We start from the raw sequence: 13,028 nt of genomic DNA, 5'->3' as shown, positions 1-13,028 counted from the left end.
CTGGCGCGGACACTCCCCCGGCTCGGGCAGCGCGCGGGTCAGCAGACCCGGAACTGCGCGGTCAGCCCGTGCAGGGCGAGCGGCCGGCCGTCGGGCCCCGGTTCGAAGCTGATCAGGGTGTAGGTGCCGGGCCGAAGCGCCACCAGGGACATGACGTCGGAGCCGTTGTCCTGGCCGATGGTGGTGACCTGGCCCGGCGCCAGCTCGCCGTTGAACAGGTCGGCGGCGGTGGCGCCTTCGGGAAGGCGGAACAGGATCGCCTCGTGGCGCTGCGCGCCGGACTGGTGGAAGCGCAGCACCACCTTGCCGCCGGGCGCGCGCACGACCGGGGTGTCGGGCCGGTAGTAGTAGTCGCCGACCTCGATGCCGAGGGTGGCCGCGTCCGGCGGCACGGGCGGGGCCAGCGGTTCGAGCTTGTTGACCTTCAGGTGGCCGTCGGGGTCGGGCCACCAGTTCCAGCGTTCGTGGGCGAGCTTGTGGCCGTAGGCGAGGTAGGTGCCTTCGGTGCTGACGCTGCCGTCCGGGTAGGCGGTCACGTCGAGGGTGCGCATCCGATCGATGCGCAGGCCGCCGAGCACCCTGGGCACGGCCGCGTAGCTGTCCTGGTGCATGAACGTGGTGATGAAGTGGACGGTGAACAACGTCGCCGCCGGGTTGGCGGCGAGGTCGTCCGGCTTGGCGGGGTCACCGGCGTTGACGCAGGCGACGAAGTTGCGGATGCCGGCGCGCACCCGCGCGGCGGTGGCCTGGTCCGCCGGGCGGCCCGCCCCGGCCGGCGCCGCGGCACTCGCGGGGTCCACCGTCCAGGGGCCCGGTGCCGGAGCCGTGCACGTCGTCGTCGCGCCGGCCGCGACGGGCGTCGCCACCACGGTGGAGAGCCCCAGTGCCGTGGCCGCGAACAGGTGGGACAAACGCATGGCCGTGCTCCTTCCCCTCGGATACCGCCAGGTTAGGAACAGCGGACCCGTTGTCGCTTCGGGGATCCCCCTGAACCGGCCCCTTCCGGGTAGCGCGGTCCCGGCTTCGCAGGTGCGTCAGGACTTCTCCAGCTCGTGACCTGTTCCTACCGTCACCAGCCTGGTTTCGTAGGCGATGACGACGAGCTGGGCCCGGTCTCGCGCGGCCGGCTCGGTGTCCTTGACGACGAAGCCGGCCGCGCCGGCGCGCAACGCGTCGTAAACGTATTCGTCGGATTCGAAGGTGGTGAGGATCAGCACCGAGTGGCCGTCATCGGTTACCCCACAGGACGTAGTCCACCACCACTTCGCCCGACGAGCGCGAATCGGAGAACGTGAACACCGCGAGGTTCCCGCTCGTCGTCAGAGCGCAGACCGATCGCCCGGACGCGGTACCGCTGCGCGGCACCCGGCTGAGCCTCAGTTCCGAGGGACATCCGTCCGGCCGGGTGTCCGTCCGGCCGGAAAGCGCGAGCGCGGTGTCGGAAACCGCACTGATACCGGTGCTGTCGACGACTATGTCGGCACCCTCACCCGCGAAACCGGTCTTGCCCGTGTCGAAGTCGTATCCGGTCGAGGTTCCCAATGACACACGATCGGCGGCCAGTTCCGTGAGCCCGGGCGACGGCGGCGATCCCGTCGACCGTGTGGGCGCGGTCGAACCCGGTGTCTCCGAGGAAGAGGGTGAGGTGGCCTGCGGAACCGAGCTCGAGAGTGGCGGCGTCGCGGTCGGCTGCGGTGGCGAGTCGTGCCCGCCCCACAAGGCGACCCCTCCGGCCACGGCCAAGCACAGAACACCGAGGGCGGCGGTCACCTTGATCCCGGCCGGGGTCAGCGGGCCGTGCACGTTGAGCGGCGGGAGCCGGAGGGCACCACTCGTGCCGGCGGCGAGGAGCAGCGCGACGGCGATCACGAACACGGCCAGAGCCGACGGGTCGGACCACCCGCTCATCCAGCGGGCTCCCCGCTCTTCGCGCTCCCGGCGTCGGCACGAGCACGCGCGGGGCCCTGGCCGAGCCCTGAGTTCCTGACGCAGCTCAGGGCCAGTACGACCAGGACCATCGCCGCCCAGCCCGGCCATCTGGCCGCCGTCGACAAGAGCAAGTAGAGGTGCACACCGGCCGTGCCGGCGAAGACGAAGGCGAGAAGCAGCCACCCGAACCGACTCGGTGTGACCCGTGTTGCACGCTGTGACATGGGGCGTCTCCTCAATCAGGAGCTAGGTCGTCCCCCGGCGCGCCGGAGTTACAACCGGCGCGAAACTGGGCCGCTACCAGCGGAAACGAGGTCACCCGACGCTCTCGGCCATTCGGGACGCCGGCCTGAGCGGGCATTGCGGGGCGACGCGCCGGCGTCGCCCCGCAAGCGACCGCTCGCTACTGGATCAGGAACGGCGCCGACACGTCCACCGTGTACGGCGTCGTGCCGTTCTTGTCCAGCTGCAGCACATAACTGCCCGGCACCACGGCCGGCGGGCCGGACGCGTTGATGTCCGCTGCGCTTTCGGCCAATGCGGACGCCGGGAAGGACACGCGCACGACCTGGGACCGGCCCGGTTCGAGCGTCACCCGCGCGAAGCCGACCAGCCGTTGTGGCGGGACGACCACCGGGCTCACCGGCTGGGCCACGTACACCGGCACGATGTCGGTGCCGGCGCGGGTTCCGGTGTTGGTGACGGTGAACGTCGCGGTGGCCGTGCCGCCGCGCGCGACCTTCGGCGTCACCGCCAGGTTCGTGTGGGTGAACGTCGTGTACGACAGGCCGTAGCCGAACGGGAATTGCGGGTTGTACGCGTTGCCCGGGCCGGACGCGGTGCTGGGCAGCTGGTCGAAGAACTTCGGCTGGTCCCCCAGCGGGGACGGGGCCGTGCCGGCGAAGTCGGCGCCGACGGCCGGCGCGTCGGACGGCCAGCTGATCGGCAGCTTGCCCGCAGGGTTCGTCTTGCCGAACAGCACATCCGCCACCGCCGTGCCGGTTTCCGTGCTGCCCTGGTAGGCCATCAGCACCGCGTTCGCCTTCTCGGCCGGACCCAGCCCGACCGGACGGCCCGCGACGACCACGACGATCACCGGCTTACCGGTCGCCTGCAGGGCCGAGATGAGGGCCTGCTGGTCGGGAGCCAGGGCCGGCGCCGGGTTGTCGCCCAGCCCTTCCGCGTAGGCCTTCTCCCCCACCACAGCCACGTAGGCACTGGTGCCGGCCGCCGCCGCGACGGCGCTGGCCTGGTCCGGCGCGTAGACCGCACCCGGGTTCGCGGCCCGGATGCCGCCGAGCACGGTGGTGCCCGGCGGAATCTGGTTCTCGGGGCCCATGCAGCACACGTGCCCGGCACCGGCCACGCCCTGCCAGCTCACGCTCCAGCCGCCGAGCTGGTTGGTCATCGAGTCCGCGCTCGGGCCGGTCACCACGACCTTCGCGCCCGCCGGCAACGGCAGCGCGTTGTTCTCGTTGCGCAGCAAGGTGATCGACTCCCGCGCGGCCTTCAGCGTCTGATCGCGGCCCGCGGTGACGGCCGCGTTGGCGGCGTTCGCGTCGACGCACGGTTTCGCCGGGTCCGCCACGCACGGCTGGTCGAACAGGCCGAGCTGGAACTTCAGCGTGAGGATGCGCCGCACGGCCTGGTCGATCCGCGCGCGCGAGATCTTGCCCGTGTCGACGGCCTGCAGGATCGCGGCCTGCCAGCCGGCCGGGTCGGAGACCTGCATGCTCATGTCGACGCCCGCGTTCACGGCGGCGGCGATGGCACCCGGGAGATCCGCCGCGATGTGGTAGGCGGTCTGCAACGCGGTGACGTCCTGGTAGTCGCTGATCACGACACCCTGGAAGTGCATCTGGTCGCGCAGGACGTCGGTCAGCAGGTAGTGCGACGAGGTGGCGGGAACCCCGTTGATCGAACCGGAGTTGACCATCACCGTGCCGGCGCCCGCGTCGATCCCCGCCGCGTACGGCGGCAGGATCGTCGTCTGGAGGTAGTTCATCGGGAGCAGCGCCTCGGCCCGGTCGTGGCCGTTGACCGACTGCGAGTAGCCGGCGAAGTGCTTGACCGTCGCGCTGACGTTCAGCGCACCGCGCTTGCCGGGTGTCTGCATGCCCTTGATGTTCGCGGCGCCCATCGCGGCCGCCAGGGCCGGCTGCTCGGCCCACGTCTCGTAGGTGCGGCCCCACCGGTTGTCGCGCGCGATGTCCTGGACCGGGGCGAAGTTCCAGGTCCAACCGGTGGCGCGCAGAGCGTCCGCGGTCGCCTTGCCCCCCGCCTGGGCGAGCGCGGGGTCCCAGGTGGCGCCCATGCCGATGGACTGCGGGAACAGCGGTGCCTGCCACGGGTGGCCGAAGCCGTGCACCGCGTCGACGCCGAACACCACCGGCAGGTGCAGGCGCGAGTTCTTGATCGCGAACTGCTGGATGATGTTGTACTCGGTGGCCCAGTCGTAGCCGGTGTTGCCCACGCCGCCCTTGCCCGTGGTGTCGACCGGATTCTCGGTGCCACCCGCGAGAATCGAACCGACGTTGGCCTCGACCAGTATTTTTCGCATGCATTCGGGATTGGGCAGATTGAATCCGTTGTTCCCGCACGTCGCGCTGTTCGCATCGGTCAGCGTGGTGACCAGCTGCTGGTCCATCTGGCCGACCTTCTCGGGCAGCGTCATCGCGCGAAGCAGCGTCTCCACCCGCGCCGGCACCGGGCGATGGGTGTCCAGCCAGGGCGCGGCGCCCAGGTCGATGGCGGCGCTGCTACTGGCGGTGAACGCGGGAACCGCGAGCAGGACCGTCGCTGCGAGCACCGTGACGGTGGCGCGGGTACTGGGTCTGTGGTTGCGGAACACCTGACCTCCTTCAGCCGTGGTCGGCACGGACCGGCCGGATGGATGCGAGCGCACGGTAGGCGCCTTCCGCCCAGGCTGTAAAGCGCCGAACGGCGGCCGGGCGTCCGTGGTTCACGCCTTGAAGTAAGCGGTATCCCGGTCGAGGGACGCGGGTGGCCTGACCGTGGCTCGCCAACGAATATCAGCTCCGTTCGGGTGAACCGAAGACCTGAGCGTCAACTGCCGAGGGCGACGCGGCGTGTGGTCGCGGCAAGCACACGACTGCAGACACGAGGAGCCCCGATGCTCAAAAGACGGTTCGTGTTACTGACCGCGATATGCGCCGTCAGCATTCTCGGCACCGTGTCACCCGCCACGGCCGCCGGCAGATCCACCTCTGACACCGGCACCTCGCCGTCTGTCGCACGACTCCAAGTCGCGCAGCCGGGCTCGGCACCCACCAAGTCCGCAACCCGGTCCGTCGCAACCCCGGTCACCGCTGCTACAACGGCTGCTTCGCCGGTGTGCTCGGGAACCGAAGGCTGGGGCAAGATCCGCTACCAGGTATGCGTCCGATACAACTGCGACAGCGCCGACTGCTTCTCCCGCGGTTATCTCGGTCTGATCAACACGGCGACCAGTTCACGCACCGTCAACTGGATCCTGTACACCTCTGTCGCACCGGATGGCACGGAGCCCGTACTCGACGGCCGCGGTACCGTCACCCTGGCCGCAGGCAAGCAACAGACGATCTTCTCCCCCACGACATGGCCGTCACCTTGCAACATCCGGACCACGGAATGGCTCACCGTCCAATATGACAGCGCCGGCTGGAGCCCCGCGATCAACGTCTCGACGTTGATGCCCTGCGTGTGACCGCCCGGTGGGCGCATCGCCGGGAACGGCGTTGCGCCCACCGGGTAGTTCCTCCGCACACCGCCCGTGTTGTCGTCTCCCGGTGGTCAGCGAACGTTGTCGGCCATCGCCACGCTTCACGCTTACCGGCGCCGGATGCCCGCGATCAGGTTTTCCCAGTTCTCATAGGCGATCCTCGCCCGGTCGGCGTCGCTGATCGGTGCGGTCGCCACGAATCTCCGGGCGGAACCGCCGTACTCGCGGTTGAACGGGTGGTCCGAGGCGTACATGATCCGGTCCGCGCCCACCGTCTCCAGGCTCCACCGCAGGTACCGGTGGCTGGCGATGCCGCCCGAGGTGATGAAGACGTTGGTGCGGAAGTACTCCGCGATCGGGCGCTCCAGCCCGGCCACCGCGTCCAGGGCCGCCACGCGGTCAAGGTAGAACAGCACGACCTCGCCCCAGTGCCCCAGGATCAGCCGCAGCCCCGGAAACCGGTCGAAGACCCCGGCGACGATCAGCCGGAGCGCGGTCAGCCCGGCGTCGTAGTGCCAGCCGAACGTCCCGGTGGCCAGCAGCTCGTCCACCGGGCCGCCGAACCGCCGGTAGTAGGCCTCGGTGACCGCCGGGACCGGCACGCTCGGGTGCAGGTACACCGGGGCACGCAGGTCCTCGGCGGCCTCGAAGATGTCCCAGAAGCGGAACTCGTCGAGGGCCTGGCCACGGGAGTTCGCGTTCACCAGCGCCCCGTCGAACCCGAGGTCCGTGACGGCCCGCCGCAGCTCGTCGGCCGCCGCCGAGGGCGTGGACGTCGCCAGGGCCGCGAACCCCCGGAACCGCCCGGGAAACCGGCCGACGGCGTCGGCGAGGACGTCGTTGGTGGGACGTTGCAGCGCGACGGCTTCGGCGGGGTCGAGGTCCTGCAAGCCGGGCGTCGTGAGCGACAGCACGGCGGTGTCGATCCCGGCGTCGTCCATCGCGGCGACGCGGCCTTCGCCGAGGTCGAGCAACGCGGCACTGGCGACGGCCCGGCTCATCATCGGCGCGGCGAGCGCCGGGTCGTGCCGCCGCCACGCCGCGACCACGTCGGCCGTGGCGAAGTGCTCCTCGAGCCCGTAGAGCCTCACCGGATGGTCTTGAGCGCGCCGGCCCAGGATTCGAGCTGGTCGAACAGCACCGAGGCGGCGGCGTCGTGCATCGGGGACGGGGCGAACTCGGCGAAGTTCTCGAAGTCGGTGAAGAGCGAGAACGACAGCTGCTGGCGCACGTGGGCCAGTTGCAGCTCACTGGAGATCGCCCGCAGGTGCTCGATGGCGCGGGCACCGCCGAGCGCGCCGTAGGAGACGAAGGCGGCGGCCTTGTTGTTCCACTCGGCGTAGAGGTAGTCGATGGCGTTCTTCAGGACGCCCGAGGTGGAGTGGTTGTACTCGGGGGTGACGAAGACGAACCCGTCGAACGCCGCGATCGTGGCGGACCAGGCCTTGGTGTGGTCGTTGGCGTAGACGCCCCGGCTGGCGGACACGGCCTCGTCCAGGTGCGGCAGCGGGTGGTCGAGCAGGTCGATGAGCTCGTAGTCGACGTCCGGCCGTTCCTTGGCCTTGGCCAGCACCCACCTCGCCACGGCTTCGCCCTTCCGGCCGGGACGGGTGCTGCCGAGGATGATCGCGATCTTCACAGGAAGTCCTCTCACTTGAATGTTCAAGTGAGACGCTAGCACGCTGACATGAATTTTCAAGTCAGCTAGACTGCGGTGATGACGGAACCCGGGCAGCGCTGGCTCACGAGCGACGAGTTGTCGGCGTGGCGCGCCTTCATGCGGCTCACCCAGCGGCTGCCGGCGTCCCTGGAGGCGCAGCTGCAGCGCGACGCGCGGCTGAGCTTCCTCGAGTACTACGTGCTCGCGCACCTGTCGGAGCAGCCGGACCGCCGGGCGCGGATGAGCGACCTGGCGGCCTTGGCGAACACGGAGCTGTCGCGGCTGTCCCACCTGATCGGCCGCCTGGAGAAGCGCGGCTTCGCCTGCCGGGAACCGGATCCGGGCAACGGCCGGTACACGCGAGCGATCCTGACGGACGCGGGCTTCGCGCACCTGGAGTCGGTCGCGCCCGGGCACGTCGAGCGGGTGCGGGAGCTGTTCGCCGACGCCCTGACCCCGGCGGAGCTGCGTACGCTGCGCCGGATCGCGGACAAGGTGCTGGCCCGCGTCGACGACCGAGCCGAATAGCGCCGGAGACTCGCCGGTCCGCCGGCGAGTCTCCGGCGTGGTGGCCGGCGGTTCGTCCGCTACCAGGTCACCGGGAGCCGGTAGAGGCCGTAGATGTGCGCGTCGTCCTTGAACGGCAGCTCGTCGACGTCCACCGCCAGTTCGAGAGTGGGGACGCGGCGGAACAGCGTGTCGAAGACGATCCGCAGTTCCATCCGGGCCAGGTTCTGGCCCAGGCACTGGTGCGGCCCGAAGCCGAACGCGACGTGGTGGCGCGCGCCGCGCTCGATGTCGAGCTCGTCCGGGTTCTCGAACGCCCGGGGGTCCCGGTTGGCCGAATACCCGAGCGCCAGCACTCCTTCGCCGGAGCGGATCAGCCGGCCGCCGACCTCGATGTCCCCGACGCACAGCCGGACGGTCGCCACGTCGATGATCGTGAAGTACCGCAGCATCTCCTCGACCGCGTCGAGCGTCTTGCCCGAGTCGGCCTTGATCATCGCGAGCTGGTCCGGGTTGCGCAGAAATGCCAGGGTCGACAGCGAGATCATGTTCGCCGTCGTCTCGTGGCCGGCCACGAGCAGCAGGAGACCCATGCCGGCCAACGCTTTCCGCCGGTAGGTGCCGTCCGCGCGCAGCTTGACGATCTGCCGCCCGAGCAGGTCGTCCGGCGGGTTCCGCTCCTTCTCCGCGACGAGGTCGGCCAGGTAGCCCTGGAGGACTCCCATGGCCGCCCACGCCTCCTCGGGTGACGTCGACTGCTTGAACACCTTCACCGTCTGTTCCTGGAAGAACTCGTGGTCGGCGTAAGGCACACCCAGCATCTCGCAGATCACCAGTGACGGGACCGGCAGCGACAGCGACTCCACCAGGTCACCGGGCCGCGGCCCGGCCAGCAGCGCGTCGATCCGCTCGTCGACGATCTCCTGGATCCGCGGCCGCAGCGCCGCCAACCGGCGCACGGTGAACTCGCCGAGCACGGCCTTGCGCGCCGGCCCGTGCTCGGGCGCGTCCATCGCGATCAGCATGCGCTCCTCGTCCGGCCGCCGGGTCGCGGCCTCGCCCTCGACCAGCGCCGGGAAGTCCGGATGCTGCCGGTCGGCGCTGAACCGCCGGTCGTTCAACACGGTTCGCACGTCTTCGTGACGGCTGATCACCCAGGCCCACCCGCCGTCGGGCAGGCGAACCCGTGAGACCGGCTCTTGTTCGCGGATCTCTTCGTACGCCGGCGGCGGCACGAACGGGCACGTACGGGCCAGGGGGAACTCGTGCTTCCCGGTGGTGGTCATGACTGTCCTTCCGCGACGTCACGGACGGGCGACAGAGGCCGGCCGGCACGGGCGAAGAGCGGTTCCGCCGCTTCCAGTCGTGGTGCCGAGATGCCCAGCCGCCGTGCTTCGGCCAGGACGTCCCGGCAGACCGCCCGCGGCTCCTCGGCGTCGGGGTCGTCGTGCGCCGTGAGACCCATGCGCGCGGGCGGGACATGAGTGGTCAGCCAGGCGAGCGCGGGGGCCGTCAGCCAGGTGGGCGCCCGGAACGGCAGCAGACCGCCCCGGTGCCGTCGCAGGTCGACGCCGCGCGCCCGGAGGAGCGGCAGCAGCTCGCGGCCGGCCAGCAGCGCCTCGCGCAGGTCGCCGCGTGCCCCGGCCAGTTCGGACAGGGAACCCCGCCGCAGGCCCTGCGAGAACATGCCGGCGTCCGAGACGAAATGGACCCACAGCCAGCCGCGGAAGTCGGGCCGCTCCTTGATCCGGAGCCCGGCTTCGCGAAACGCCTGACGCACGGCCTGTTCCCGATCGGTCGGGGGCCGGCCGAGGGTGCCGAAGACGACCGACGGCAAGAGTCCCCCGTGGAGCACGCCGTCCGCGCCGAAACCGCCACCGGCCTGGGGAAAGCCCCAGGCGATCCGGTCCGGCGGGAGCGCGCCGACCGCGGCGAGCGGCTCGGTCCAGAGGTTGCCGAAGACCAGCACCGTGGCCCGGCCGACCCGCGGGGCCAGGAAGGCCGTCGCCTCCGGGAGGCGGTGGTGCGGCACGCTGAGCACGATCAGGTCGAAGTCGTGGTCCGGCTCCAGCGCCTCCCGGTAGCGCACCGGCCACTTCTCGGCGACGCGTCGCCCCCACACCCGGCGCCGCAGGTCGAACAGGTCGAGGTCCACCGCCTCCCCGTACGTCGCGGCGCGGCCCGGCCGGACGTAGAACTCGACGTCGTGCCCGGCCCGTTGCAGGGTCCAGCCGTAGATGGTGGCGATCACGCCTCGGCCGAACATCAGGATCTTCACATGGCACCTCGTGGGGTACGATTGATCTGGAGATCATCTCCACTTTCCAAAATATGGAGGTCATCTCCATTTGTCAACGCGAGGGAGCGCATGACCGCCGACAAGCCGCTGCGGGCCGACGCCCAGCGCAAGCGTGCAGCCCTGCTCGCCACCGCCCGGGAGGTCTTCGACGCCGGGGGCTTCTTCGACCTGCGCTTCGATGACTTCGCCCGCCTGGCCGGGGTGGGCACCGGCACGCTGTACCGCCACTTCCCCACCCGGGAGGCACTGGCCGAGGCCGTCTATCACGGGGAAGTCGCCACACTGTGCGACCGCGCCCGCCGGCTACAGGCCACGCTGCCCGCGGCGGAGGCCCTGGCGACCTTCCTCCGCGGCATGGTCGACCACATTGCTGCCCACGAAGGCCTCGCCCGGACGCTGGCCACGCTGTGGGCCGATCGCGCGGGTGCCCTCGCCGAGGGCAGCCGGGCGCTGGAGGAGGCGGTCACCGACCTGGTGGCCGCCGCCGTACGGGACGGCACCGTTCGCGACGACGTGGACGCCGGCGCCGTCATGATGGCGCTGCACGGCATCGGCGCGGCCCACGACCGCCCCGGGTGGCGGACCGAGGCCGACGACGTCATCACCCTCGTGCTGGACGGACTGCGCCGGCCCGTCGACTAGCGAGCATGCGTTCTCAAGGCCGGAGCGACTGGGTACCGAGGACGGCGGCGAGAGCCAGGCGGTCGGCGTCCTCGGTGCCGGGCTCGGCGGTGTACACGCTGATGCGCAGGTCGTCCAAGGCGACGAGCAGCGTGTCGCAGTCGAGGGTGATCGGGCCGACCGCCGGGTGGTCGATGACCTTGCGCCGGGACGGGTCGGCCACCGACGGCGGGGCTTCGGCATCCCACAGTTCGGCGAACCGCGGGCTGCCGGCGGCCAGGTCCGCGAGCAGGCGCCGCAGCGCGCGGTCGGCGGGGTAGCGCGACGCGGTCAGGCGCAGGTCGGCGACGAGCCGGGCTTCGTGCTCGGCCTGTTCCCGCGGGCTGTGCACGATCCGCGAGGGCAGCCGGGCGACGTTGCGCCACACGGCGTTGCGTTCCAGCCCGCGCCAGGTGGTCGTGTCGCCCATGAGCGCGTCGTACGGCGCGTTGGCCAGCACGAGCGTCCAGGTGGCGTCGTAGACCACCACCGGCGTGTGCGACAGCCGGTCGAGCAGCCGCTGCACGCTCGGGGTGACCCGCGACGGCACGACGTCCGGGCCCGGCGCGGCGTGCCCGGCCAGCCGGTAGAGCAGGTCACGTTCGGTGTCGGCCAGGCGCAGCGCGCGGGCCAGCGACTCCACGACCTGCGTCGACGGCGCGGTCGCGCGTCCCTGCTCGAGGCGGGTCAGGTAGTCGGCCGAGATGCCGGCGAGCGCGGCCAGTTCTTCCCGGCGCAACCCGCTGGCCCGCCGCCGCCGGCCCGCCGGGACACCGACGGCCTCGGGGACCACCCGGTCGCGCCAGCGGCGCACCGTCCGGCCGAACTCCCACGCTTCCACGCAGTCCATTCTGGACGAGCGGGCACCGGTTGTCCTGGCCCTGGCAGTCCTACGAAAACCGGACGACTGGCTGCGCCCCGGCCGTGCTCGCAGGCTGGCGCCATGACCGAACCCGGAACCGTCCTCATCACCGGCCCCACGCGCAACCTGGGCCGCCACGCCGTGCTGGCCATGGCCGGCCGCCCGGACGGGCAGCGCCCCGACCTGCTGCTCGTCGGCCGCGCCGGGCGCGACCTGACCGCGGTCACCGACGAGGCTCGTGCCCTCGGGGCGCACGCCGTCGAAATCGGCTGCGACCTGGCAAGCCTGGCCGACGTCCGAGCCGCCGCGGCGACCGCCCGCGGCCTGCTCGCCGACGGCGCTGTCCGTCCGCTGCGCGCGCTGGTCGCCAACGCGGGCACCATGTCGGCCGACACCCGGCAGGCCTCGGCCGACGGCTACGAGCTCACCTTCGCCGTCAACCACCTCGCCCACGCGCGGCTCATCGGCGACCTGATCGGCTCGTTCACCGCCCCGGCGCGGGTCGTGCTGGTCGGCTCGAACACCTACCACGCCAACTTCTGGCGCAAGCTGCTGCGCGTGGCCGAGGCCGAGTGGGCCGACCCCGTCGAGCTCGCCCGCCCGGCCGGCGGCGAGGAGAACCCGGGCATGGCGGCCTCCGGCGTCGCCTACTCCAACGCCAAGCTCGCAGTTCTTTACTACGCCCACGAACTGCAGCGTCAGGCCGGCCCGGGGATCAGCGTGTCGGTGTTCGAGCCAGGCTGGATGCCCGGCACCGCGCTGGGCCGCGGCGCCCCCGCGGCGTTCCAGGCGATGAGCCGCGCCCTCGGCCGGATTCCCGGCGTCTCGACACCGCAGCGCTCGGGGCCCCTGCTGGCCGCGATGGCGGTCGATGACGAGTGGGCGCACTTGCGTGACGGCGCGTTCGTGGTGAAGACCAAGCTGACCGAGGTCCAGCCGGTCGCCCACGACCGCGGCCGCGAGCGCCGCCTGTGGGAGGCGACGGCCGAACTGGTGCAGCACGCGGGCGCGTCGCGCACCCCGGACGCCGAGGTCTGACGGGACGAGCCCGGCACGGGGTGTCCGGTATGGACAGCCCGCGGGTGCGGCGCCAGGGGCTCGCTGATCTGCTGGGTGCCGGTGTCGTGTACCGTCAGTGGTGTCCGAGAGCATTTCGTGCGCGAGTGGTCAAACCTGCGCCGTCCTCGGCCCCAATCCGGTCGATATCCGCAGCCGGGGACGGGAGCACCGACATGCCGTCGGGCTCGACCTCCACCCACTCCACACCACCGGACGCGCGACCGCGCCTGCGGCTGAAGCCCTCGCCGCCTGCCTCGGGCCCCGCCGACGACAGTGCGCACTCGCTCGCCTTACGCGGCACCGCCGGCCGCTCACCGCTGTCCGCCTGAAG

The 13,028-nt window shown here is 71.4% G+C and carries 12 protein-coding genes and 1 pseudogene; 4 read left to right on the top strand and 9 right to left on the bottom strand.

Features of this window, described 5'->3' with window-relative positions:
* Positions 1 to 38: 38 nt before the first annotated feature.
* The 4 genes and pseudogenes from ABZ342_RS28845 to ABZ342_RS28830 all read right to left on the bottom strand — a co-directional run bounded on the left by ABZ342_RS28845 (position 39) and on the right by ABZ342_RS28830 (position 4,780).
* Positions 39 to 917: a hypothetical protein gene (locus ABZ342_RS28845; RefSeq protein ID WP_360479261.1), complete on the bottom strand. Its 879-nt coding sequence runs from the start codon at positions 915 to 917 to the stop codon at positions 39 to 41.
* 207 nt (positions 918 to 1,124) lie between these two features.
* A pseudogene (locus tag ABZ342_RS28840) lies at positions 1,125 to 1,217 on the bottom strand (DNA-binding response regulator); the annotation flags it as partial.
* Positions 1,218 to 1,227: 10 nt separating this feature from the next.
* Positions 1,228 to 1,908, bottom strand: a complete 681-nt coding sequence (locus tag ABZ342_RS28835; RefSeq protein WP_360479258.1) for a hypothetical protein — start codon at positions 1,906 to 1,908, stop codon at positions 1,228 to 1,230.
* A 424-nt stretch (positions 1,909 to 2,332) separates the two neighbouring features.
* Positions 2,333 to 4,780, bottom strand: a complete 2,448-nt coding sequence (locus ABZ342_RS28830; protein WP_360479255.1) for a glycoside hydrolase family 3 N-terminal domain-containing protein — start codon at positions 4,778 to 4,780, stop codon at positions 2,333 to 2,335.
* 282 nt (positions 4,781 to 5,062) lie between these two features.
* On the opposite strand from ABZ342_RS28830, the gene ABZ342_RS28825 reads away from it, so the two are divergent.
* Entirely contained in the window at positions 5,063 to 5,635 is a 573-nt protein-coding gene (locus tag ABZ342_RS28825) for a hypothetical protein (RefSeq protein WP_360479252.1), read from the top strand.
* A gap of 122 nt (positions 5,636 to 5,757) precedes the next feature.
* Here the strand turns inward: ABZ342_RS28825 and ABZ342_RS28820 are convergent, their stop codons facing one another.
* Together ABZ342_RS28820 and ABZ342_RS28815 are read right to left on the bottom strand one after the other, a co-directional pair.
* Positions 5,758 to 6,741: an amidohydrolase family protein gene (locus ABZ342_RS28820; RefSeq protein WP_360479249.1), complete on the bottom strand. Its 984-nt coding sequence runs from the start codon at positions 6,739 to 6,741 to the stop codon at positions 5,758 to 5,760.
* Positions 6,738 to 7,289 carry an NAD(P)H-dependent oxidoreductase gene (locus ABZ342_RS28815; RefSeq protein ID WP_360479246.1) on the bottom strand — a complete coding sequence of 184 codons (552 nt, stop codon included), beginning with the start codon at positions 7,287 to 7,289 and terminating at the stop codon, positions 6,738 to 6,740. The genes ABZ342_RS28820 and ABZ342_RS28815 overlap by 4 nt, the downstream gene beginning before the upstream one ends.
* 78 nt (positions 7,290 to 7,367) lie before the next feature.
* Here ABZ342_RS28815 and ABZ342_RS28810 point away from each other — a divergent pair, with 78 nt between their 5' ends.
* A complete protein-coding gene (locus tag ABZ342_RS28810; RefSeq protein WP_360479243.1) occupies positions 7,368 to 7,838 on the top strand; it encodes a MarR family transcriptional regulator in 471 nt (156 codons plus the stop codon).
* A gap of 59 nt (positions 7,839 to 7,897) precedes the next feature.
* Here ABZ342_RS28810 and ABZ342_RS28805 read toward each other — a convergent pair whose 3' ends face one another.
* The gene (locus tag ABZ342_RS28805) at positions 7,898 to 9,103 is read right to left on the bottom strand and encodes a cytochrome P450 (RefSeq protein ID WP_360479240.1); all 1,206 of its coding nucleotides are present in this window, start codon (positions 9,101 to 9,103) and stop codon (positions 7,898 to 7,900) included.
* Positions 9,100 to 10,095 carry a 2-dehydropantoate 2-reductase N-terminal domain-containing protein gene (locus ABZ342_RS28800; RefSeq protein WP_360479237.1) on the bottom strand — a complete coding sequence of 332 codons (996 nt, stop codon included), beginning with the start codon at positions 10,093 to 10,095 and terminating at the stop codon, positions 9,100 to 9,102. The genes ABZ342_RS28805 and ABZ342_RS28800 overlap by 4 nt, the downstream gene beginning before the upstream one ends.
* Before the next feature lie 90 nt (positions 10,096 to 10,185).
* Between ABZ342_RS28800 and ABZ342_RS28795 the strand changes: the two genes are divergently transcribed.
* Positions 10,186 to 10,758: a TetR/AcrR family transcriptional regulator gene (locus ABZ342_RS28795; protein WP_360479234.1), complete on the top strand. Its 573-nt coding sequence runs from the start codon at positions 10,186 to 10,188 to the stop codon at positions 10,756 to 10,758.
* Positions 10,759 to 10,771: 13 nt separating this feature from the next.
* Here ABZ342_RS28795 and ABZ342_RS28790 read toward each other — a convergent pair whose 3' ends face one another.
* A complete protein-coding gene (locus ABZ342_RS28790) occupies positions 10,772 to 11,626 on the bottom strand; it encodes a helix-turn-helix transcriptional regulator (protein WP_360479231.1) in 855 nt (284 codons plus the stop codon).
* A 93-nt stretch (positions 11,627 to 11,719) separates the two neighbouring features.
* Between ABZ342_RS28790 and ABZ342_RS28785 the strand changes: the two genes are divergently transcribed.
* The gene (locus ABZ342_RS28785; RefSeq protein WP_360479227.1) at positions 11,720 to 12,676 is read left to right on the top strand and encodes an SDR family NAD(P)-dependent oxidoreductase; all 957 of its coding nucleotides are present in this window, start codon (positions 11,720 to 11,722) and stop codon (positions 12,674 to 12,676) included.
* Positions 12,677 to 13,028: the final 352 nt, after the last annotated feature.

The organism is Amycolatopsis sp. NPDC005961, from assembly GCF_040629235.1.
GTDB classification, from domain to species: domain Bacteria; phylum Actinomycetota; class Actinomycetes; order Mycobacteriales; family Pseudonocardiaceae; genus Amycolatopsis; species Amycolatopsis camponoti.
This window is presented reverse-complemented; position numbering and strand designations above follow the sequence as displayed.